This is a genomic window from Solirhodobacter olei (assembly GCF_004010155.1).
In the GTDB taxonomy this organism is placed as follows: Bacteria; Pseudomonadota; Alphaproteobacteria; order Rhodobacterales; family Rhodobacteraceae; genus Solirhodobacter; species Solirhodobacter olei.
The window spans coordinates 1-22384 of record NZ_RRYH01000048.1 but is presented as its reverse complement, the minus strand read 5'-3'; the positions used below and the strand labels follow the sequence as shown (position 1 = coordinate 22384).

The window sequence follows — 22384 nt, the reverse complement described above, 5'->3', positions numbered from 1 at the left end:
CGAAGAAATATTCAAGGCTTCAGATCGGACTCATTCCGCTCGAGAGCCGCCCGGCGAAATCCGCCCCGCTGACTTGTCCCGAGGCCAGACCCTCCATCATCCGGACGCCCTCGACGCGCGAAGGTCGGAAAGAGTAGCCATTCAGCCGCAGAAAGGTGAGGGCCGTCACGAAGGCCGTGCGGGCCGCTCAGACCTGCGTGTCGAATTGCAGATCGTAGGCGCGCTTGAAGAAGTTCTCGCTCTGCAGCAGCGTCTTGGGCGAGCCCTCTTCGAGGACATGGCCCTCCTTGATCACGATTACATGGTCAGCCCGCATGACAGAGGACAGGCGGTGGGCGATCATCACCGTGGTGCGCCCCTCGCTCAGCCTGATCAGCGCCTGCTGGATCGCATGCTCGCTTTCCGCGTCCAGCGCCGAGGTCGCCTCGTCCAGAAGCAGGATTGGCGCGTCGCGTAGGATCGCCCGCGCGATGGAAATCCGCTGCCGCTGCCCGCCCGAAAGGTTGCCGCCGTTCTCGCCCACAGAGGCGTCGTAGCCGCCTGGCAGCTCCATGATAAAGTCATGCGCGTTGGCGGCGCGGGCGGCCTCCCGCACCTCCTCGTCACTTGCATCAGGGCGGCCGAGGCGGATGTTGTGCATTACCGACCCGTTGAACAGGAATGTATCCTGCCCGACGAAGGCGATGCGCTCGCGCAGCGAACTGAAGGTGACATGGCGCAGGTCGTGCCCGTCGATCTCCACCCAGCCCTTCGCCGGATCGTAGAGCCGCATGATCAGGTTCAGGATCGTCGACTTGCCGCCGCCCGAGGGCCCGACCAGGGCGGTTGTCTTGCCCGGCGCGAAGTCGAGGTTGAGATCCTCGAGGATGTTCTTGGTTGAACCGTAATCGAAGGTCACGTCATGGAAGCGGATCCGACCCGCGGCCGAGTTCAGCTCCTGTGCCTCGGGATGCTCCTCCATCGTGATCGGATGGTCGAGCAGGTCATACATCATTTTCGCGCCGACCAGCCCCACTTCCAACCCTACTCGCATGGAGGCGATCCGCCGCGCCGGCTCGTAGGCCATGATCAGCGCGGTAAGGAAGGACATCAGCTGGCCCTGCGAGGTCTGCACATGCAGTCCCATGACGCTGGACACACTCATCGCCATGATCGCGGCGATCGCGAAGCCCGACAAGAAATCCATCAGCGGCATAGTGGCCGCCTGCAGCCGCGCAATCCGGTTCGACATCTTCTCGACCCGGGTGACAGCGTCGTCCATCACCACCTGCATCCGGTCTTCCAGCGCGAAGGCCTTGATGACGCGGATGCCCACCGTGGTCTCGGTGATTACCTGGATGATTGCGGAGATTGAGGTCAGCTCCCGCGCCACCACGTCGCGCACGGTCTGCAGGAGCTTGCGCATCCCGATGGTGGCAAAGGGTATGACAAAGAGGGAAATCACCGAAAGGACGGGCTGCTGGTAGAACATGACCCAGAGCAGGCCGATTAGTGTGAAAAGGTCGCGCACGAAGGCGGCGACGATCGTGTCGATCACGCTACGCGCGCCCTGCGCCGCCTGGGTGAAACTGACCTGAAGGTCCGAGGCCCCCTGGGCGAAATACCCGACCCCCTGCTTCAGCAGCCGGTCGTACATCTTGCGCTGCTGGGCGGCAACGATGCCGTTGCCCGCCTTGGCCATGAAGACGGACTGCACATAGGTCGCAAGCCCCTTCACCGTGAAGATCGCCGCCACTCCGAAGGCTACGCCGTAGACCTCAGCCGGCGCGGTGCCCGGCGTCAGCGACCTGACGATGTCGTTCATGATCCATGCCGAGGCGGCGGTCGCCCCCGCCACCGCCAGCATCGAGCCGACCGCAATCGCATACCAAAGCCACTGGTCTCGGATATTCTCGGTGATCAGGCGCCAGAGAAGCTTCCGCTCCATCTTCGCCAGGAATTTGGCCAGCATCGGCAGGTCTTTCCCAAGCTCCAGGTGCCGGCAGAGCCATAAAAGGACGCCGGAACGTTGTAAAGTAAGCCTCGCCGCTCCGGGCTTCAATGAGCCGGGCGGGCAGGGTAGGGGCTGCCCGGCGCGCGCTCGGGCGCCTTCCCAGTAATCCAGCCCCTCGCCCTTGCGGCCGACATACATCATCCGGCGCGGCGATCCGTCCGGGTTCGGCGCCATCTCGGCCAGGATGCCGAAGCGGCCGGTCTCAGGGTATTCCGCGATCTCGGGCGAGATCTGGGTGGATACAGCCAGATAGCGCAGCGCCTCCCCGCCAGAATTGACTATCTGATGCGCCGTCTCCGGCCCGCCCGCCGGGCAGCAGATCACGTCGCCTTCGCGGATCGGATAGGTCTCGGCCCCGATCCGCACCTCGCCGCGGCCCGACAGGACCAGGAACATCTCCTCGTTCACCTGATGGGAATGAAACGGGAAAGCGCATTTTCCCGGCGGCACGGCGGTGACGTTGTAACCGAGCTCCCGCGCACCTAACGGGCGGCCAAGAAAGCCTATCCGCGCATCGTATCGCTCCGCCGCGGCGCCCTTGGGCGCGAAGGCCGGCGGTCGCGGCAACATCTCCACTTCGGCAAGATTGAGGATCGGCTTCGGCATCTGGGTCTCCCTCTCCGGGCGAATCCCTGCGCCGCGCCCCCCATCTTTTGTCCGGAAGTATCCTCGGCCCCCCCTCGGGGGCAGACGGCCCCCCGGCTCCGGTCTCTACGCCCGCGGCAGTCGCAGCCCGTCGACGAAGACGTCGAGCAGCCGGCACACCGTTGCCTGCCAGTCCGGCGCCCCGCTCATGTAATAGCCCCCGACCAGGCCGTAGAGCGCGCGCATGATCTCCTCCGGCCCGATATCGGCGCGCATCATGCCCTTCGCCACGGCGCGCTCGATCAGCGCCGTTAGCGCCGCGCGCATCCGCTCGCCGGTCTGGGCGTAAAGCTCGGCCTGCCCGTCGGCGGCCAGCGCAAGCGCCGCCAACATGCCCTTCTTGGTCGCCGTCACCTCCACCGTGGCATGAAGCCAACAGCGCAGCGCCTCCACCGGGTCCTCGGCCTCGGCGAGGCTCTCGGCCAACTCGCCGAGCTGTTCCACCTCGCGCCGGTAGACCGCCTGGAACAGCGCGTCGCGCGTCGGGAAATGGCGGTAGAGCGTGCCGATCCCCACCTCCGCCTTGCGGGCAACCGCCTCCAGGCTGGCCTCCGGCCCGCCGGCGGAGAACACCGCCTTCGCCGCCGCCAGCAGCCGCTCGCGGTTCCTCAGCGAATCCGCGCGTGGCTTCCTGGTTGCCTTCGCCGCCTGTTGACCCATCTCTTTTCTACGCCCTCCGGCGTTGCCGACCCGATGTGAAGCGAGCCCCTTGCAAAACGGAGACTGCCTCCGTATAACTATAGCAGGCGCCCGGCGTGGTGCCCAGTGCAAGCCCCACAACCGGATCGCGCTTTGGCGTTCGTCGCATGGCGATGCCCGCCGCGTCCATCCCAATCCGACCATGACCCGATGGGAGCCTCCATGACCTATGTCCTCAACCTGACGATCAACGGAGCGGCCCAGGCCATCGCGCTCGACGATCCCCGGGTGACCCTGCTCGACCTGCTGCGCGAGCGGCTCCACCTCACCGGCGCCAAGAAGGGCTGCGACCGCGGCCAGTGCGGCGCCTGCACCGTGCTGGTTGACGGCCGCCGGATCAATTCCTGCCTCACACTCGCCGTCAGCCTCGACGGCGTCGAGATCACCACCATCGAAGGGCTGGCCGAGGGAGAGACCCTGCACCCGGTGCAACAGGCCTTTATCGAGCATGACGGCTTCCAATGCGGCTTCTGTACGCCTGGGCAGATCATGTCCGCGGTCGGCCTCATTGGTGAGGGCCAGGCCGGCACCGACCCCGAGCGGATCCGCGAGGGGATGAGCGGCAACATCTGCCGCTGCGGCGCCTATCACGGCATCGTCGAGGCGGTGCTTGACGCGCAGGCCACCTTCCAGGACGGCGTGAAAAGGAAAACCGCATGAAGAGCTTCGACTATATCCGCCCGGCCTCGATAGCGGAGGCCATCGCCGCCGCCGCCGAACCGGGCACGGCCTATCTCGCTGCCGGCACCAATCTTCTGGATCTGATGAAGGGCGGCGCCAGCCGGCCAGATCGGCTGGTGGACATCACCCGCCTGCCGGGCCTGGACGGGGTCGACCGCCTAGACGATGGCGCGATGCGGATTGGCACCATGGTGCGCAATGCCGATCTGGCACATGACCCGGCCTTCGCCCGCGCCTACCCGGTGGTGGCAGAGGCGCTGCTCTCGGGCGCTTCCGCGCAGCTTCGGAACGCCGCGACCGTCGGCGGCAATCTGATGCAGAAGACCCGCTGCAGCTACTTTGCCGACCCCGCCGCGGCCTGCAATCGCCGCAGCCCCGGCGCCGGCTGCGACGCGAGGCAGGGCGAGAACCGCTCACACGCCATCCTCGGCTGGTCGGAGAATTGCATCGCCACCCATCCGTCGGATTTCTGCGTTCCCCTCGCCGCCCTCGGCGCGGTGGTGGAGATCGCGGGCCCGGCGGGCAGCCGCGAGGTGGCGCTGGAGGACTTCCACCTGCTTCCCGACGAGACACCGGAGCGGGAAACCGCACTCGAGCGGGGCGAACTGGTCACCGCGATCCGGCTTCCGCCCGACGCGGCCGGCTTCGCCGCCCATTCCCGCTACATGAAACTGCGCGAGCGGACCTCCTTCGCCTTCGCGCTGGTCTCCGCCGCCGCATTCCTGAAGGTCGAGGACGGGATCATCACCGAGGCCCGGCTCGCCCTTGGCGGCGTCGCCGCTCGGCCCTGGCGCTCGAAAGTGGCCGAAGAGTTGCTGAAGGGCGCGGCGCTGGAGCGTCGAACCTTCGCCGAGGCCGCCACCGCGGCGCTAGCCGAGGCGCGCCCCTCCGGCGACAACGCAGTCAAGATCGAGCTTGCCCGCCGCATCTCCATCCGCGCGCTGCTGCTGGCCGCCGCCGGCACGCCCTCGCGCCTGCCCGCTCTGCCCGGCTCTCCCCTCTCCTCCCAGTACGGAGACCTCGCCAATGCCTGACACCCTGCCGTTCCCACCCCGCATGGGCTCCAATGCCGGCCAGCCGCTCAGCCGCCGCGACGGCCCGCTGAAAGTCACTGGCGCCGCCACCTTCGCGGCCGACAACCACCCCGAGGGGATGCTCTACGCCGTCCCCGCAACGGCGGCGATCGCCCGCGGCCGCGTCACGGGCATGAATGTTGCGGCCGCCCGCGCCCATCCCGGCGTGGTGGAGGTCTACACCCCTGCCAACCGCCCGCCGCTGATGCATGACCCCGACGAGAAGCTCGGCCTCTTCGGCATGCGCATGGAGGCCTTGCAGAACGATAGCGTGCGCTACGCCGGCCAGCCCATCGCCTTCGTCGTCGCCGAGACGCTGGAGGCCGCTACCGAAGGCGCGGCGCTCCTCGCCCCGGAATACGCGGCAGAACCCGCCCGCGTCACCGCCGAGACCGGCGAACGCTACACCCCGGAACGGGTCGGCTTCGGCGGCCCGCTCAGCGTCGGCGCGGGGGACATCGAGGCCGGCCTCGCCGCCGCCGCCCACCGGCTGGAAACGCGGTTCGAGACCCCGGACCAGTACCACAACGCGATGGAGCCGCATGCGCTGGTGGCGCAGTGGGATGGGGACAAGCTGACGCTCGACACCCCGAACCAAGCCATCGTTATGGCCTGCGGGCTCTTCGCCGCCTATTTCGGTATCCCGGCGGAGAACATCCACCTGCGCTCGCCATTCCTTGGCGGCGGCTTCGGCTCCAAGGCAGTGCCGACCGGGGCGCAGATCCTCACCATCCTGGCCGCGCGCGAGCTTGGCCGCCCAGTGAAGCTGGCGCTGACCCGGCAGCAGATGTTTGGCCCGGTCGGCCATCGCGCTCGCACCTGGCAGACGCTGCGCATGGGGCTCGACGGCGCGGGCAAGCTGACCGCGCTGCATCACCACTCCACCGGCGCCACCTCGAGCTTCGACGACTTCATCGAACCGGCGGCGGCGGCCTCGCGCACGCTCTACGCAAGCCCCGCGATCCTGACCACGCATGACGGCATCCGCCTCGACACCGGCACGCCGGGGGCGATGCGCGCCCCGGGCGAGGCCTCGGGTTCCGCCGCACTGGAAGTCGCGATCGACGAGGCGGCCGAGGTCTGCGGCATGAACCCACTCGCCTTCCGCCTGGCGAACTATGCCGAGGTCGAGCCTATCACTGGCAAGCCTTATTCCTCCAAGGCACTGCGCGAATGCTACGAGGCGGGGGCCAAGGCCTTCGGCTGGGCCTCGCGCCCGCTGGCGCCGCGTCAGATGCGCGACGAGGCCGGGATGCTGACCGGCTGGGGCATGGGCACGGCGGTGTTCCACTGCCCGATGTTCCCGGCCTCGGCCGAGGCGGTGATCCGGGCCGATGGCACCGCCGTCATCCGCACCTCCGGAGCCGACATGGGGCAGGGGGCCTGGACGGCGCTGGCCCAGATCGGCGCGGCGGCGCTAGGTCTCGACCCGGACCAGGTGGAATTCGAGTCCGGCCATTCGCACCTTCCCGACGCGGGCGTCGCCGGCGGCTCCGGCCACACCGCCTCGGCGGGCCAGGCGCTGCACAATGCGGGCGAGGACGCTGTGGCGCGGCTGGCGGAGTTGGCCAGCACCGATCCCGCCTCGCCGCTCTACGGCACCGGAAACGCCGGGGTGCTTGCCCGCCGCGGCCGCCTCTACGCCCGCGATGACGAGAGCCGCTCGGAAAGTTATGCCGAGATCCTCGCCCGCGCTGGCAAGCCGCAGGTGGAAGGCACGGGCAAGGGCGCGCGCGACCCGGCCTCGGCAGAAACCTATGCCCTGCAGGCCCATGGCGCGGTCTTCGCCGAGGTGAAGGTGGATCCCGAGCTTGGCCAGATGCGCGTCAGCCGCATGATTGGCGCCTTCGCCGCCGGACGGATCATCAACCCGAAGCTGGCCCGCAGCCAGTACCTCGGCGGGATGATCTGGGGTCTCTCCTTCGCGCTTCACGAGGAGGCAATCCACGACCGCCGCACTGGCCGCATCGTGAACGCCGATTTCGCCGGCTACCATGTCCCCGTGAACGCCGACGTACCGGAAATGGAGGCGATTATGATCCACGAGGACGACCCGCACGTAAACGTACTGGGCGTAAAGGGCGTGGGCGAAATCGGCATTACCGGCTCTGTCGGCGCCGTCGCCAATGCGATCTGGCATGCGACTGGTTTCAGGCCGCATCGCTTCCCCGTCCGGATCGAGGACGTCCTGCCCAGCCTCTCCTGAGGCTGAGGCCCGGCGCGATGTCGCGCCGGGCCTTATTTCGTTTGCCTTCGAGATTTTGCCACCCGACTTTAGTCGGCCTGCTCTTCGATCTGTTCGGGCAGTGGCTCGTCGGGCCGCGCCAGCCGGTCGTAGAGCGCGGCGTTGAACCGCTCGACGGAGGCCGCGAAACGCGCCACCTCACCCGCCTCCCAGCCGCCCAGCAGACGCGCGATCCGCAGTTGCCGGGTCTTCCGCATCGCTTCCACGCAGTCCGCGCCCGCCTCGGTCCGGACCACCAGCGCGCTGCGCCCGTCCTCCGGGTCGGGGCGGCGGCTGACCAGGCCCTTGGCCTCCATCGCCGCCACCTGCCGGGTGACCGTCGTGGTGTCGAGCGCCAGCAGGGTCGAAAGCTCACCGATCCGCCGCGGCCCCTCGGCCAGGCGCAGCAGCAGCAGGTAATGCGACCGTTCCAACGGGTACATCCGGCGCCGGCTCAGCGCTTCCAGCAGCCGCGCGAGCACCGCCATCTCCTGCTCCAGCCGCGCCACGGCGTCCATCGTTGCTGCCATATGCGTTCCTCCTGCCCGGGCCTGCTCTAACCTGATCGCGGACTTATGCCAACGTTTCGCCGGGGCGGGCAGGCCCGAGCCACGATCACAGGCGCGGGACAGAGGCGCCGGCACTCATGCCGCGAACCGTTCGCGGATCGGGCGGGCGAGCACACGTACCTGGTCGCAGTCGAGGTGGAAATAGAGCGCGATCTCGGCATCGCTCAGCCCAAGATCGACGAAGCAGGTCAGCGTCGCCTCCGGCATCGGGCCAAGGCTGGCCGGATAGCGCCGAACGAAGCCCCGCGTGGGCAGATAGCCCGGGGGCACCAGGCCGGTACCCGCCGGTCCCGTTGGCTTCTGGCCGGGCGCGGCCGTGTCCGGGTGCTCGAACCTCGTCATGTCTGCCTCCCTGTTGTGGGCCCCCGGGCTCTGGCTTGCGGGGACGGGTTTGACGTGGGGACGACCCTCTTCCGGATCAACGCCGGTGGCGTTCACGCCCCAGCGGCACCGTTCAACTCGGCGGGACATCGCCCGGAGCAATCGCGCAGCAACGCCGACGGGATCAGCATCTCGGGCAGGACGGGACACCGCAAGCTCCGGTTGTACAAAATGCAACAAGACTCGCGCCTGCGCGCCGCGAGTCTAAGTTTCAGGCCGAATCGCGCTCGGCGTGTTGATACCGGTCAACGCGCCGGCCACCCGGCGGGGCGGGATGGCAAAATGAGCGGAGTTTCGCCGCGGGGCTTGACAGCAATCAATGCCTGACACGGGGTTGTGAGCGGAAATGGACTATCGCCAGTCGCAAGGCGGTGGGGAGCCATGGACGCGGGAAATCTCTGGATTCTTGTGATGAATGCGACGCGGGCGCGTATCCTGCGGGGATTGCCCGGGGCGCTTTCCCTCGCGGGGACCTCCGGGCTGCCGGGCGGGGCCGCCGGGCAGGCCGAGTTGGTCGTCCGCGCGCGTCAGCCGTACCTGCGCGAAGTGCTCTCCGGCGCCGCTATGGCACCCGCGGCCGTGGTGCCTCGCGGCCATGCCAGCGCGGTCGACTGGCGCCGCCCGCTCGACGCGGACGAGTCACTGTTCTGCCGTCAGGTCTCGATGATGCTGGAGTCCCATCGCTTGGCCGGCGATTTCGACCAACTCGCCGTCTTCGCCGTACCTGATATTCTGGAGCAACTGCACCAGGCCATGCCGGCCGGCCTGCGCGACCGAGTGATGGCAGAGATTGCCAAGAATCTCGTTGCGCTGTCGGAGGTGGATCTGTCCTGGCGCATCGCGGCGAGCCTCGGGCTCGCCTGAGCGGCTTCTGCGTCGGCGTGGGAAAGAGGGCAGGGGTACGATGTCCGCCACCGATGTACCGCGGCCCGGCCGACAGGGCGTTCGGCCGGGCCCCGACGGCCGGTACGGAGACAACATGCAATCGACCGGCACCGAAAAATGCCTACCTGTCCAGGACGCCCGGCCGTCGGTTCTCCCAATCGGCCACACCACGCCTGGCGGCGCGATGACGGCGATCAACCACCGCCGCCACACCGCCGCGACACGATCACCTTTCCGTGATCTAGGAGGAGGCCACCGCCGCGCTCCCGCCCGGCAGCGACATTGGCAGGGACGGACCGGACAAGGCCGCCCGGGCGGCCCTCTGCGCCGCGCCCTCCGAGGCTCCCAGCCCGCGCCGCACCGCGGCAATTCCAGGCCGCTCACTGCTGTTCGGCCGCGCCGGCGACAGCCCGCCCACTTTGGCCAGCCGCTCGCGGTCGAAGATGCGGAAATGCCGCGGGTCGCGGATCTCGATCAGCCCTATCTGCTGCAACCGATGCGTCAGCCGGCTGATCGTCTCCTTGGTGGTGCCCAGAAGATCGGCCACATCGGCACGCGGCACCTCCAGCGACAGGATCCCGCTGCCGTCAGGCAGCGGCTGGTAGGGCATCGTCTCGCAGGCCCGGGCGAGGAAGGCGCAAAGTCGCTCCTCGGGCGTTTGGAGCCCCAGCGACCAGGTCAGCCAGCGCAGCACCTCCAGTCGTTTCATGTGCTGGCGCAAAAGCGCGCGGCGCAGCTCCGGCTCGCGGTCGGCCAGCCGCCGGAACTCGCCCCGCTCGAAGCGGCAGAACGTCACTGCCGTCACAGCTTCCATACCGTAGCCGGGCCGGGTGTCGACGCCTTCACCGACGATCTCCCCGGGGCAGATGATCGACACGATCTGCCGCCGTCCCTCCAACGAATAGCGCGGCATGCGCAGATAGCCGCGCCACAGGATCGCGGTGAAGCCCGGCTGGACGTCCTCGTCCCAAAGCCGGTGATTGGCGGGGCACTCTACGATACGGGAGGCCTCCGCCACCCGGGCGAGAAGCGCCTTCGGCAACTCCGCGCATAATCCGCTCTGTCTTCCTGGGCACACGGCACACTTCGCGCCGCGGCCCGCCATGCATTCCGTTACCATCAGTCGTTCCCCCCAGTGGGCCCGAGCGTATGTCAAAATCGGATCGAAAAAGGCAGCTTGGCAGCTTAAGAAAACTTCAATTTCAGTAGCAGCAGCATAACACACGCAAACGTGACTCTAAGATCAAATGTGGCGTGAAAAGGCCCAGACTATGTCACTCTGCGTCAACTCATTGTTTCACTCAGCGCGGATTTCGGCCTCTGGGTTGATTTAATTATCAGCAGGCCTCCCCTATGGTTGTAATTCCCGTGTAAGAGTAGCCGTGCCGATTCGATGCTGAGCCGCTCCGCCTGGCCCGCAATGGGGGAGAAAACGCGGTCTGCACGGGGCGCGGGGCTCCGCACCGGTTCAGCGGCGCGACGGGGCCTTAGGCTCGCTCGCGGCGGGAAACTCGATGTTGATCTCCAAGCTGGAATAATCCCGGCCTTGTTCCATCCGGATATCGATCGCCTCGCTGTCGATCTTCAGATGGCGGCCGATCACCTCGATGATGTCGCGCTGAAGCGCGGGCAGGTTGTCGGCCACCCGGCCCGCCCTCTCATGCGCCAGTAGGATCTGCAGCCGCTCCTTGGCGGTCTGGGCCGTGCTCGCCTTGCGTGGCCAAAGAGAGCCAAGTCGCATCACGCCCCCCGCCCGAACAGCCGCTGGAAGATCCCTGGCCGACGCTCACCGGCAAGCCGCATCTCGACCTCCTCTCCCAGCAGCCGGGAGACGGCATCCTCATAGGCCGCGCCCGCGGCCGATGGGGCATCCAGCACCACCGGCATGCCGACGTTGGAGGCCTTCAGAACCGCCTGGCTTTCCGGGACGATGCCGAGAAGCGGCACGGCGAGGATCTCCAGCACGTCCTCCACCGTCATCATCTCGCCCTTGCCGACGCGCGCCGCGTCGTAGCGCGTCAGCAGTACCTGCGCCTTCACCGGCTCGGCGCCCTCGGTCTCGGCCCGCTTGGTACGGGAGTTCAGCAGGCCCAGCACCCGGTCGCTGTCACGAACGGAGGACACCTCGGGATTGGTCACCACCACCGCCTCGTCGGCGAAATGCATCGCAAGCTGGGCGCCGCGCTCGATCCCGGCCGGGCTGTCGCAAAGGATGTAGTCGAACTCACCCCTCAGCTCCTCCAGAACGGCCTCGACGCCCTCCAGCGTCAACGAGTCCTTGTCGCGGGTCTGCGAGGTCGGCAGCACGTAGAGCGTGTCGAGCCGCTTGTCGCGGATCAGCGCCTGCTTCAGCTTGGCATCGCCCTGGATGACGTTGATGAAGTCGAAGACCACCCGGCGCTCGCAACCCATAATCATGTCGAGGTTGCGGAGCCCTACATCGAAGTCGATCACGACCGTCTTCAGTCCGCGCTTGGCCAGCGCCGCTCCGATCGCGGCGGAAGAGGTGGTTTTGCCGACGCCCCCCTTGCCCGAGGTGATGGTGACGATCCTGCCCATCGGGCGCTCCTTCTTCAGTTCCGCCGTCATGCCAGTGCCTCCAGCCGCAGTCTTTTTTCGTCCAGGAACACCTGCACCGCGCGGCCGCGCAGCTCCGGTTCCAGCGTCTCGTTGGTCCGGTAGAAGCCGCCGATCGCCAGCAGCTCCGCGTTCAGGCTGCGGCAGAAGATCCGCGCCGCCTCGTTGCCATAGGCCCCGGCCATCGCCCGGCCGCGCAGGGGGCCGTAGACATGGATTGAGCCCGCCGCGATCAGCTCGGCGCCCGAGCCGACCGGGCCGAGGACTATCAGGTCGCCCTCTTCCGCCACCACCATCTGGCCGGAGCGGACCGGGGAGGTGACGATTTTACTTGCCGGGGCGGGCGCCGGGGCAGGGGCGGGGGCCGCCGCTTGCCGAGCCGGGGCCTGCGCGCGCAGCGGCGCCTCGTTGCCGGTGACGATCGGGATCAGCCCGGCGGCTTCGGCCAGCTTGCGCTGCACGGGGCCCGCGTTCTGCACGCCGAAAGGGTTCAGCTTGCGCGCCTTCAGCGCCGCGACGATCGTGGGGAGGGTCGCCATATCGGCCACCGCTTCCATATCGAGGATCACCGGCGCTTCGGCGAAGAACTGTGGCGTTTGCGCCAGCTGCTCGTCGAGCGCGGCGTAAAATGCCTCGTCCGCCCCGGCGCCTTCCGGACGCAGGACCAATGCAGTGAAGACCCGGCCCCGAAGATCGTAGGGCCGTACGGATGCGGGGGCCCGAGGGGCCCGTTCTGAGGGTTCCTGCTGCGGCACGCCGCCTGTCGCTCCTGCTCGTACGAGGTGCGGATTCGATTCCGCGCCGATTTTCGTGACTGGCTACCCCGTCGGGCCGAGTCGGTCCAGCCGAGTCCTTCCGGTTTGGCTATCTCGGCGGAGTCACGCCGCCGAGAGCCCCGCGCCACCTCACATGCGACCCGACCGTAGAGTGCGCATTCATTGCGCACCGCCCCCAAGGACGACCCCTGGCCTCCTCGGCAGCCGAACGGAAGGCGTTGCGCAATTCCCTCATCCACCGTCCCGATATACGGTGTCTTTGCGATGCTAAAACGGAGCTGAATCGGTACGCCGCCGGACGGCGCCTCAGAGCAGCTGATCTTCTGGCAGAAACCGCGGCGTCACCGCCGCCTCCTGCAGCCGCATCAGGCGGTGCGCATTGGCCATGTGCTCGCGCAGGATCCGGCGCACCTCTTCCGGGTCCTCGCCCTGCAGCGCCTCCAGAAGCCGCGCCTGATAGGCCATGCCGGAGGACCACAACTCCGGGTTCAGTGGCTCGTAAAGCCGCCGCTGGACGGTGATCTGGCTCAGCATGTTGGCGATGAAGCGGATCAGAAACCGCAGTAGCGGATTGCCCGACATCTCCGCCAGAAGCGCATGAAAGCGCAGCGAGTCCACGTGCTGCTGGCGCTCCTCCTCGGCCGTGCGGGCCGGCACCGCGTAGCCCGCCAGCACCGCTTCCAGCTGCCCGATCTGCTCGGGGCTCAACCGTCCTGTCAGGCTCGCAGCCATCTCAGGCTCAAGCGCTTCGCGGATCTGGTAGATGTCGTCGATCGAAAGATGCTGGAAATAGAAGTAGTTGCCCAGAAGCGCCGCGGCGCGTTCCTCCGAGACTCGGTGAACGAAGACCCCGCCCCCCGGCCCGGTGCGCGAGCGCACCAGGCCCTGCGCCTCGAGGATTCGGATCGCCTCGCGGATCGTGCCCTTGGCCATGGAGAACCGCTCCATGAGCTCGGCCTCGGAGGGCAGGCGGTCGCCCGGCTGGCAGCCTTCTTCCATCACCCAGAGCTTCATCGCCTCCGCGACCTGTTGCGGGCGCGAGAGCCTAGGCTCAGAGCGGTTGGTGGCAGGCTGCAAGCTGGTCTCCCTCGATGGGCCGCAGCGCAGGCGCTGTGTGGCGGCAGATGTCGGTCGCCTTCGGACAGCGCCCGGCGAAAGCGCAGCCCGGCGGCGGGTCGAGCGGGTCGGGCAACTCGCCCTCTCCCCCCGGAGCCAGCGGACGCCCCACGGCAGGTGCGCTCCGCGCCAGAAGCTGCGTATAGGGATGACGCGGCCGGGCAAAGACCCTTTCGGCAGGCCCCTCCTCCACCACCGACCCGAAATAGAGCACCGCAATCCGGTCGCTGACCGCTTCCACCACGGCCAAGTCATGACTAATGAAGATGTAGGTCAGCCCGAACTCGGCCTTCAGATCGGCGAGCAGATTCAGGACCTGCGCCTGGACCGAAACGTCGAGCGCCGAAACAGGCTCGTCCAGCACCAGTATCCGAGGCGTTGCCGCCAACGCCCGGGCGATGCCGATCCGCTGCGCCTGCCCGCCGGAGAACTCGTGCGGATACCGGTCAAGGAACTCCTCGCGCAGGTTCACCGCCGCCAGCAGTTCCGCTATCCGCGTCTCCCGCGCCGCCCGGCCCATGCCGTGCAAGTTCCTAAGCGGCGCCTCGAGGATCGCGCGGATCGTCTTGCGCGGATTCAGGCTCGATTGAGGGTCCTGGAAGACGTACTGGATGAGCTTTCCGAAGGCTACCGGATCGGCCTTGTCGAGCGCGCGGCCCTCGATCTCGATCCGCCCCTCGGAGGGCGCCAGTAGCCCCACCAGCATCCGCGCCAGCGTGGACTTCCCACAACCACTTTCACCGACCACGCCCAGCGTCTCGCCCTGACGGACCTCCAGCGTCACAGGCCGCACCGCGTGCACGAAGGTCCGCGGGCCGCCAAGAAGCCGCCGCCCGGCGGGGAAACGTTTGGCAAGAGCCTCTGTCTTCAACGCCAGGGTCATGCCACCGGCTCCGGATGAATGCAGCGCCAGCGCCGTTGGGCACCCGAGAGCACGATCTCGCCCTTCGTGCAGGCCTCCGTCGCCTTCTCGCAGCGCGGTGCGAACGCGCAGCCCTCGGGCAGCCTGTCAACGGCGGGCGGCAGGCCCGGGATCGCCGGCAGACGCCGCCGCCCAGCGCCGAGTTCTGGCACGCAAGCGATCAGCCGTGCGGTATATGGATGGGCGGGGGCGGCCAGCACCTCGGCCGTCGGGCCCTCTTCCACGATCCGGCCGGCATACATCACCGCCACCCTGTCGCAGAGCTGGCCGACCACGCCGAAGTCATGAGTGATGAAGAGGATCGCAAGGCCGCGCGCCCGCCGCAGCTCGTCCAGCAGGGCAAGGATCTGGGCCTGCACTGTCACGTCGAGGGCGGTCGTCGGCTCGTCGGCTATGATGACATCGGGCTCATTCGCCAGCGCCATGGCAATGCCCACACGCTGGCGCATCCCGCCCGAGAGCTCATGAGGGAAGACGTCTAGCCGCGCCGCTGCATTGGGCATGTGAACGTCGGCCAGAAGCTTCAGCGCCCGCTTGCGGGCCTCTGAACGGCTGATTGGATGGTGGCAGCGGATCGCCTCTGCCAGCTGGTCGCCGATCTTGTAGAGCGGGTGCAGCGTGGCCAGCGGGTCCTGAAAGATATAGGCGACGCGGCTTCCGCGAAGGCTGCGAAGCCGCTCGTAGGGGGCCCCGATCAGGTCCTCTCCCTCCAGCCGCGCGGCGCCGCCGGTGATCACCCCTGGCGGCGAGGCTACAAGCCCCATGACGGAAAGCGCAGTGACGGATTTGCCCGAGCCGCTTTCACCGATCAACCCGACGCATTCGCCGGGAGCGAGCGCCAGCGAAACTTCGGAGACGGCGCGGTAGACCCGCTTTCCGACGTGAAACTGGGCGGAGAGATCGTCGAGACGCAGCAGCCCCTCGCCGGTCGGCCCAGGCACCGTCTTCCGCCGGACCAGCGTCGCCGCCATAGGCCGGGCCAGCGCGCCGGAGCGCAGCCGCGGGTCGAGAGCGTCGCGGATGCCGTCGCCCAGAAGGTTGATGGACATGACGATCAGGAAGATCATCGCGCCGGGCACCATCGAGGTATGGGGCGAGGTGATCATTGCCGAACGCGCCTCGCCCAGCATGGAGCCCAGGTCGGCCTGCGGCGGCTGCGAGCCGAGGCCTAGGAAGCTTAGGCCTGCCGTTTCCAGGATCATCCAGCCGATCGTCGTGGACATGGCAATGACGATGACGGGCAGCGCGTTCGGTAGGAGCTCGGTGACGAGGATCTTCAGGTGCCCCTTGCCTGACAGCCGCGCGGCGTCGACGAATTCACGATGTGCAAGGCCAACGGTGATGCCGCGGATGTTTCGCGCGAAGAAGGGGACATTGACGGCGGCGACCGCTATCAGCGCGTTCATCAGGCCGGGGCCGAGCACCGCGACAATGGCGAGCGCCAGCAGGATGTAGGGAAAACCCATCAGCATGTCGACAAACCGCATGATGATGTTGTCCGTCCGCCCGCCGAAATAGCCCGCGACGATCCCCACGGCGGATCCGATCGTCCCCGCACCGACGGCGGCGACGACGCCCACGGCAAGGCTCAGTCGCGTCCCCCACATCAGGCGGGACAGCAGATCCCGGCCCAGTCCGTCGGTTCCGAGAAAATGTCCCGGCGAGAGGGGCAGCAGGTAGCGGCTTCCCATATGCGTCGTATAGGGATCCTGCAGGGGCAGCACCGGCGTCAACAGTGCGAGGATGCCGATGATGCTCAGCACCACGGCCCCGGCGGCGGCAAGCCGGTTGCGGAAGAGGAGGGCCGCGAACAGATTCATGTCTTGATCCTCGGGTCGAGCAGACTCTGGGCGACATCGACCAGGATATTGAAGAGAACATAGCAGGCGGCGACGAAGACCACGCCCCCCTGCACAAGCAGGATATCCCGCTTCAGGATGGCATCGACCAACATCCGGCCGATGCCGGGCCACTGGAACACTGTCTCGATATAGACCGCGCCGGAGAGCACGTAACCCGCCTGCAGCCCGAGAACAGGGATGACGGAAACCATCGCCGCGCGAAGCGCATGGCCCCAGATTACGCGCCGCTCATGCACGCCCTTGGCCCGTGCGGTCCGGATGAAATCCTGCCGAAGTACCTCCAGCATCGCGCCGCGCGTCAGCCGGGCGATCACGCCGGTCGCGACGACGGAGAGTGCCACGGCGGGCATCGTCAGATGGCGCAGCAGGTCAATGGGGCCGCCGCCGCCATAGATCTCGTACATGCCGGAAACGGGTAGCCATGACAGCCGCACTGCGAAGAGAAGGATCATCATCATCCCCAGAAAGAAGGAGGGGATGGAGATCCCGATCAGCACAACGAAGGTGATCGCCTTATCCGCCGCACCGTATTGCCGCGCAGCCGAGACGACGCCGGCGAGGATCCCGAGGATCGAGCAGGCGACGAAGGAGACCCCGGCGAGGATCAGCGTGGCCGAGAACCGGTCCAGCACCTCATCGATCACCGGGCGGTTCAGCGAGTAGGAGCGGCCGAAATCGCCGTGCAGCATGTTGAAGAGCCAGATGAAGTACCGCTGCACCAACGGGTGGTCGAGCCCGAGGTCGTGGTTGATCCGCGCCACGTTCTCGGGCGTGGCATAGCTGCCGAGGATGGCGGTCGCCGGGTCGCCCGGGATCATCGCCATAATCAGGAAGACAATGACGGTAATGCCCAAGAGCACGGGGATCGCCGAGATCAGCCGCCGCAGGATATAGCGGCCCATCAGCCGCGCCTCCCGGCCGGGCGGGCAGGCGAGGGCGCGAGGCCGGCGATCCCCATCGCCGGCCTCGGCTGGCGGGGCGACTGCCGGGCCCCATCACGCTCGGCGTCATCGAGAGAGTGGTGGGCTTGGTTCATTCGAGAACACCTTAGCGCCGCTCTCCGCACGTGCCCGCGCGGGGCGGGCCGGACGGGATGTCGACATTTTCGACCGGTTCAGGTCTTGGTAACCTTTTGCAGCTCCAGGAGGAACGACGGCTCCAGAGAGAAGTTGTGGACGAGGTCATCGGCCACCGCGTTCTGCTTCCAGTTTGCCACGAAGACCCAAGGCGCATCGTCATGCACGATGACCTGCATCTTCTTGTAAAGCTCGGCGCGCTTGGCTTGGTCGGTCGAGGTCCGAGCCTCGGCCAGGAGCTTGTCCACCTCGGGGTTGGAGTAATAGCCCGAGTTGAAGCCACCCTTGTCGGGCCAGGCGCCGGTGCGGAGCGCGAGGAAGGGCAGGGTGTCCGGGTCGTTCGTCATCCAGGCCATCTCTGCCATGTCGACATGAGTGCCCTTGTTGTCGAGCCCCGGGTTCACCTTGCCGAGGAAGGTGTTCCACTCGAAGGTCTCGATCTTCACCTTCAGACCCACCGCCTCCAGATCCGCCTGGATCGCGGTGCCCATCGGCACCGGGTCGAGCATGCCGGAACCGCCCTGCGTCACGTAGAAGGTCAGCTCCGCCCCCTCGGCCCCGGCCTCCTTCAGCAGAGCCTTGGCCTTTTCGGGATCGTAGGGATAGGGCTTCAGGTCGTGGTTATAGGCCCAGTTGAACGCGGGCGGCGTCGGCCCGGCGGCGACAACGGCGGTGCCTTCCAGCACGTCCTTGCAGATCGCCTCCTTATTGATCGCGTAGTTCGCGGCCTGCCGAACGCGCTTGTCCTTGAACGGGCCGTCCTTGCAGTTGAGGATAAGGAACCACAGGTGGGGGCCGGAGGCCTCGACGATGTTGAACTTCGGCGGCTTGAACTGCGAGAGTGAGTTCGGCGGCACCTCGACCATGATGTCGATCCCGCCGGAAAGCATCTCGGCGACGCGGGTATTGGCGTCGGTGATCGGGCGGAAGAGCACCGCCTTCAGCCCAGGTTTGCCGTCCCAGTAGCCATCGAAGGCTTCCACCGTCACGCGTTCGTTCGATTTCCATTCCTTGAACTTGTAGGCGCCGGTGCCGACCGGATTGCGGCCGATATCCTTCTTGTACTTCTTGATCGCCGTCGGCGAGACAATCATGCCGGTGGGCGAGGCGAGGTTCGACATGAAGGGCGCATAGGGCTCCTTCAGGGTGAACTTCACTGTATGTGCGTCCGGCGCCTCGGTCTTAACAATCGAGGAGAAGAAGAACGACAGCGGGAAGGGACCGGTGTCGTGATAGGGGCTCTTGTCGTCCAGCATCCGATCGAAATTGAACTTCACCGCGGCTGCGTCGAAATCTGTGCCATCGTGGAACTTTACCCCCTTGCGCAGGTGGAAGGTGTATTCCTTGCCGTCCGCGCTGATGTCCCAGCTTTCGGCCAGCGCTGGTTCAACCTCCAGCGTGCCGTGCTTGTAGCGCAGAAGGCCGTCGTAGAGGTTCACCAGGATTCGGAAATCATTGGCGGCGGTATCGGCCGCTGGGTCGAGCGATTTTGGCTCGGCGATTTGACCGACGACAAGCACGCCGGGCGGCGTAGCGCCGAGCGCGGGCATCGAGGCCAGCGCGGTCGTCGTCAAGAGCGCGCCCGAGATCAGGCCGAACTGACGCCGGGTAAAGGACGTGGCGGACATGTATGGACTCCCCGTGAGTTGTTGTTCTTGTCAAAAAATTATCATGATAAATTGCGCTGGTCAAAATTTTCATGATAGATTCAAAAAATCTTGCCGGAGGACCGCATGACCTTTTCCCTTCTTGCCCAAGATCCGAGCACGGGCGCCTTCGGCGGGGCAGCCACCACGGGAAGCATCTGTGTCGGCGGCTGGGTTTTACGCGGCGATTCGCGTTATGGCCTTTCGGCCTCGCAGGGCGCCGCCCCCTCGACGATGTGGGGAGAGGAAGCGATCCAAAGTCTCGGCCAGGGCATGGGCGCCCAGTCGGTAGTCGACACTGTCACCGGGCCGGATGCGGGTCGCGTCTTCCGCCAGCTCTCGGTTCTCGACGCCGGCGGCGAAACAGCGGCCTTCACCGGCGAGAAAAACAATCCCTGGCGCGGCGCCATTTGCGAGCCCGGGTTGGTCGCCGCGGGCAACCTGCTAGCCGGGCGAGGCGTGCTGGAAGCGGCGATGGAAGGCTTCCGCCGCGCAAAGGGCCCGTTCCCTGACCGCCTGATCGCCGCGCTGAAGGCTGGAGAGACGGCGGGCGGCGATACACGCGGCCTACAATCGGCGGCGCTCTTGGTGCTCTCCGACGACGCACCGCCACTGACGCTGCGCATCGACTGGTCGCGGACCCCGCTCGACGCGCTGACGGAACTCTTGGGCCGTACCCGCTCAAACGGCTACGACGAATGGCTGCCGACCGTCCCCACCCGCAACGACCCCGAACGTGGCAGCGCCTGATTAAATTGGCGTTGGAGAATAGCGCGATGTCGAGTCGGCGCTGGCGCAGTCTTGGCATCGCTCCGCGCGATCGGACGAATTCTAGCGCAATCGGAGCTTCTAGCTAATGGCAGGTGATTTCGTATGTGGGCTTTGGCTTTCTACGGTTGCCGACTAGAAGTGGCGGGGATTTCGCACCAAGGCCCCGAAATCGGGTTCCGGCGTGCGACGTGACGCCGGAACCACGAGAAATTGGCACAACACCTCCCCATGCCTTGGCCCACACCAATGAAGAAATTGCTTGGAGCATCGGAGGCAGGTGTCGTAAGCGAAGCGTCGACAATGGGCGGTTATGCGGCAGCCCGATCCCACACCAATTGGTGGCTGCGCGTTCTGGGGACATAAGATCAAGCAATGACAACTGACTTCACTGCCGGCGAACCCGCAAAGGCCGCCCGTCCAGCGAGGGTTTTCACGCTCGCCCCGGCCGCCATCCTTTCTCTACTCTGTGCGTTGCAGATCATCGTATGGACGGTCGTCCCGGTACTCGTGAACCGTACGCCGCCGACCGACTTTTTGGAGGAGGTGCTCTGGAGCCGGGAATGGCGGATTCTCACCTATAAGCACCCGCAGCTGCCCGCCTGGCTTACGGGCGCGATGCACTGGCTCACGGGATCCTACCTTTGGGGTGGCTATCTTCTGCCGCAGATTGCCGTGTGCCTGACCTTCGTGCTGGTCTATGCGTTCGGGCGCGAGCTGATGGGCCGCCAGGCCGCACTGGCTGGGGTACTGCTGCTACCGGTCACCGGCTTCTTCAGCGCCGGCACCGAGCAGTTCAACCATGACATCGCCCAGCTTCCGTTCTGGGCCGCGATCAGCTGGCTTCTCTGGCGGGCGGCGCGGCAGGACAAGATCGGCCCCTGGGTGCTGTTCGGCCTGGTCGGCGGTATCAGCCTTTATGCCAAGTTCTCCACCGGGCTGATCCTGATCTTCGGCCTTCTCTGGCTGGTGGCCGACCCGACGGCGCGGCGGCGGATGGCGAGGCCGGGGCCCTGGATCGCGATCGCGCTGGTGCTCGCGTTTTCGGTGCCTATCTTCCTCATCATGGCCCGGATGCATTTCATGCAGCTGACCTATGTCATGGGCCGTGATGCCTGGGTGCTCTCCCACCGCGGGATCCTGTACTACACCGGGGTGCAGCTCTTGCTGCTGATCCTGCTTCCCTTTGCGATGTGGAGTGCAGGCCTGTTCTCCCGCCGGGGATGGCCTGCCGGAACCCGCAGCGCGATCCTGCTCGACGACCGGCGCGCCCGTCTCTTTCTGCTCTGGATGGGGCTGGGCCCGGCACTGCTGCTTTGCGTTGTCTCGCTCTTCGCCGGTATAGGCGAGGCCTGGGCCAAGCCCATGTACGATCTCGTCGGCCTCGTCGCGGTGGCTTATCTCGGCCGAAACCTCACTGATCGGGGGATGCGCCGGCTCGTCATCTGGGCTTTCGGGATGGTCCTGTTCACCGCGGCCTTCCACACCACCTTCGTAGAGGTGACCTGCGTCTATAGCTCCCGGCTCGAGAGGATCTGCATGCCCGGCCCGAAGGTCGCGTCGCGGCTCCAGGACGACTGGCACAAGGCCGTCAAGGCGCCGCTCGGCATCGTGGCGGGCGATGAGTTCTGGATGATGGCAACGGGGGCCTTTGCCTCGGATCGTCCGTCTATGTTCACCAAATTCTCGCGAGTCGACGCACCTTGGATCACTCCCACGCGCCTCCATCGGCAGGGTATGCTGATCGTCTGGAACGACACCCCGCCGGGCCCCGACATTCGGAAATGGATCGGAGACTTGCCGATCCGGCATCAAAGTTTCATCTGGCAAGCCGGCCGACCACCGGTAACCGTGAGCTACGTGATCGTTCCTCCGGGGACGCTGGGCGCGCCGAAATAACCACCCTCGGCGTGGGGATTGCGACCTTCAACGAGTAATCCGGGGAACGGGCGCGGGCGATCGCCCAGACCTCCGATTACGCGATCTCATGTAAGCTCCGGAAGAAGGCGGCGATGCTGGTTGCGCATTTGAAGCGCCTCTCGGGCCTTAACCGTCTATGACTGCGGGGGCCGAACGGCGCACGCGATGAATTCCACCTCGCCGCCCAACGTGCAAATTTATGCGCGAACCTACATCCAGATGTGAAGGTTCACACCGGCCCGGGAAAACCTGGGCCGGCTTTTTCCATGCCCGCCCGAAGACATCGATCCTGGCTATGCGATCTCGCCATCGGCATAGGCCTCCACCGCCGCAAGGCATCGCCCGAGGCGCTCCAGCACCGGCCCCGAGATCCGCTCCGGGAAATCGCCCGGAAGCCCGGTCTCGACTTCCGCCAGGGCACGGCGCCCCACCGCCGCGATCTCCGAGACCGCGTCCCAGATCACCCTCTCCGGCACGCGCGCGGCGCGCGCGGTTTGCGTGAAGTGCCGCGGATGGATCTGGTCCATGCAGTAGTGGCGCGAGTTGCCCACCGACATCGCCATCTGGATGT

Annotated in this window: 19 protein-coding genes and 1 pseudogene; 6 read left to right on the top strand and 14 right to left on the bottom strand. The window is 66.7% G+C overall.

The window, feature by feature from the left end:
* Positions 1-187: 187 nt before the first annotated feature.
* On the bottom strand, positions 188-2599 hold the full coding sequence (locus tag EIP85_RS21405) for an ATP-binding cassette domain-containing protein (RefSeq protein ID WP_127904250.1): 2412 nt from the start codon (positions 2597-2599) through the stop codon (positions 188-190).
* A gap of 105 nt (positions 2600-2704) precedes the next feature.
* The gene (locus EIP85_RS21400; RefSeq protein ID WP_127904249.1) at positions 2705-3298 is read right to left on the bottom strand and encodes a TetR/AcrR family transcriptional regulator; all 594 of its coding nucleotides are present in this window, start codon (positions 3296-3298) and stop codon (positions 2705-2707) included.
* 201 nt (positions 3299-3499) lie between these two features.
* On the opposite strand from EIP85_RS21400, the gene EIP85_RS21395 reads away from it, so the two are divergent.
* From EIP85_RS21395 to EIP85_RS21385, 3 genes are read left to right on the top strand one after another with little or no spacing between them, the layout of a single operon-like run.
* The gene (locus EIP85_RS21395) at positions 3500-3997 is read left to right on the top strand and encodes a (2Fe-2S)-binding protein (RefSeq protein WP_127904248.1); all 498 of its coding nucleotides are present in this window, start codon (positions 3500-3502) and stop codon (positions 3995-3997) included.
* Positions 3994-5052, top strand: a complete 1059-nt coding sequence (locus tag EIP85_RS21390) for an FAD binding domain-containing protein (RefSeq protein WP_127904247.1) — start codon at positions 3994-3996, stop codon at positions 5050-5052. Before EIP85_RS21395 ends, EIP85_RS21390 begins: the two co-directional genes overlap by 4 nt.
* Entirely contained in the window at positions 5045-7297 is a 2253-nt protein-coding gene (locus tag EIP85_RS21385; protein WP_127904246.1) for a xanthine dehydrogenase family protein molybdopterin-binding subunit, read from the top strand. The genes EIP85_RS21390 and EIP85_RS21385 overlap by 8 nt, the downstream gene beginning before the upstream one ends.
* Positions 7298-7365: 68 nt before the next feature.
* Here EIP85_RS21385 and EIP85_RS21380 read toward each other — a convergent pair whose 3' ends face one another.
* On the bottom strand, positions 7366-7845 hold the full coding sequence (locus EIP85_RS21380) for a MarR family winged helix-turn-helix transcriptional regulator (RefSeq protein WP_127904245.1): 480 nt from the start codon (positions 7843-7845) through the stop codon (positions 7366-7368).
* 114 nt (positions 7846-7959) lie between these two features.
* Positions 7960-8226, bottom strand: coding sequence for a hypothetical protein (locus EIP85_RS21375; protein WP_127904244.1), 267 nt, complete (start codon positions 8224-8226; stop codon positions 7960-7962).
* A gap of 420 nt (positions 8227-8646) precedes the next feature.
* On the opposite strand from EIP85_RS21375, the gene EIP85_RS21370 reads away from it, so the two are divergent.
* Complete coding sequence (locus EIP85_RS21370) at positions 8647-9129, top strand: baeRF12 domain-containing protein (RefSeq protein WP_127904243.1); 483 nt, start codon at positions 8647-8649, stop codon at positions 9127-9129.
* Positions 9130-9391: 262 nt separating this feature from the next.
* On the opposite strand, the gene EIP85_RS21365 is transcribed toward EIP85_RS21370, so the two are convergent.
* The 9 genes from EIP85_RS21365 to EIP85_RS21325 form a co-directional block, all read right to left on the bottom strand.
* The gene (locus tag EIP85_RS21365) at positions 9392-10192 is read right to left on the bottom strand and encodes a Crp/Fnr family transcriptional regulator (protein WP_164871849.1); all 801 of its coding nucleotides are present in this window, start codon (positions 10190-10192) and stop codon (positions 9392-9394) included.
* Positions 10193-10618: 426 nt separating this feature from the next.
* On the bottom strand, positions 10619-10891 hold the full coding sequence (gene minE, locus EIP85_RS21360) for a cell division topological specificity factor MinE (RefSeq protein WP_127904241.1): 273 nt from the start codon (positions 10889-10891) through the stop codon (positions 10619-10621).
* On the bottom strand, positions 10891-11739 hold the full coding sequence (gene minD, locus EIP85_RS21355; RefSeq protein ID WP_127904240.1) for a septum site-determining protein MinD: 849 nt from the start codon (positions 11737-11739) through the stop codon (positions 10891-10893). The genes minE and minD overlap by 1 nt, the downstream gene beginning before the upstream one ends.
* Positions 11736-12482, bottom strand: a complete 747-nt coding sequence (gene minC / locus EIP85_RS21350; protein ID WP_127904239.1) for a septum site-determining protein MinC — start codon at positions 12480-12482, stop codon at positions 11736-11738. The genes minD and minC overlap by 4 nt, the downstream gene beginning before the upstream one ends.
* Before the next feature lie 327 nt (positions 12483-12809).
* Positions 12810-13580, bottom strand: coding sequence for a FadR/GntR family transcriptional regulator (locus EIP85_RS21345; RefSeq protein WP_277749330.1), 771 nt, complete (start codon positions 13578-13580; stop codon positions 12810-12812).
* Positions 13555-14502, bottom strand: a complete 948-nt coding sequence (locus EIP85_RS21340) for an ABC transporter ATP-binding protein (protein ID WP_127904238.1) — start codon at positions 14500-14502, stop codon at positions 13555-13557. The genes EIP85_RS21345 and EIP85_RS21340 overlap by 26 nt, the downstream gene beginning before the upstream one ends.
* Positions 14499-16361, bottom strand: a complete 1863-nt coding sequence (locus EIP85_RS21335) for a dipeptide/oligopeptide/nickel ABC transporter permease/ATP-binding protein (RefSeq protein WP_127904237.1) — start codon at positions 16359-16361, stop codon at positions 14499-14501. Before EIP85_RS21335 ends, EIP85_RS21340 begins: the two co-directional genes overlap by 4 nt.
* Complete coding sequence (locus EIP85_RS21330; RefSeq protein ID WP_127904236.1) at positions 16358-17305, bottom strand: ABC transporter permease; 948 nt, start codon at positions 17303-17305, stop codon at positions 16358-16360. Before EIP85_RS21330 ends, EIP85_RS21335 begins: the two co-directional genes overlap by 4 nt.
* A 212-nt stretch (positions 17306-17517) precedes the next feature.
* Entirely contained in the window at positions 17518-19107 is a 1590-nt protein-coding gene (locus EIP85_RS21325) for an ABC transporter substrate-binding protein (protein WP_127904235.1), read from the bottom strand.
* Positions 19108-19212: 105 nt separating this feature from the next.
* On the opposite strand from EIP85_RS21325, the gene EIP85_RS21320 reads away from it, so the two are divergent.
* Together EIP85_RS21320 and EIP85_RS21315 are read left to right on the top strand one after the other, a co-directional pair.
* Positions 19213-19875, top strand: a complete 663-nt coding sequence (locus EIP85_RS21320) for a DUF1028 domain-containing protein (RefSeq protein WP_127904234.1) — start codon at positions 19213-19215, stop codon at positions 19873-19875.
* 393 nt (positions 19876-20268) lie between these two features.
* Positions 20269-21792, top strand: coding sequence for a glycosyltransferase family 39 protein (locus EIP85_RS21315; RefSeq protein WP_127904233.1), 1524 nt, complete (start codon positions 20269-20271; stop codon positions 21790-21792).
* A 314-nt stretch (positions 21793-22106) separates the two neighbouring features.
* On the opposite strand, the pseudogene EIP85_RS23090 reads toward EIP85_RS21315, so the two are convergent.
* A pseudogene (locus EIP85_RS23090) lies at positions 22107-22384 on the bottom strand (hypothetical protein); the annotation flags it as partial.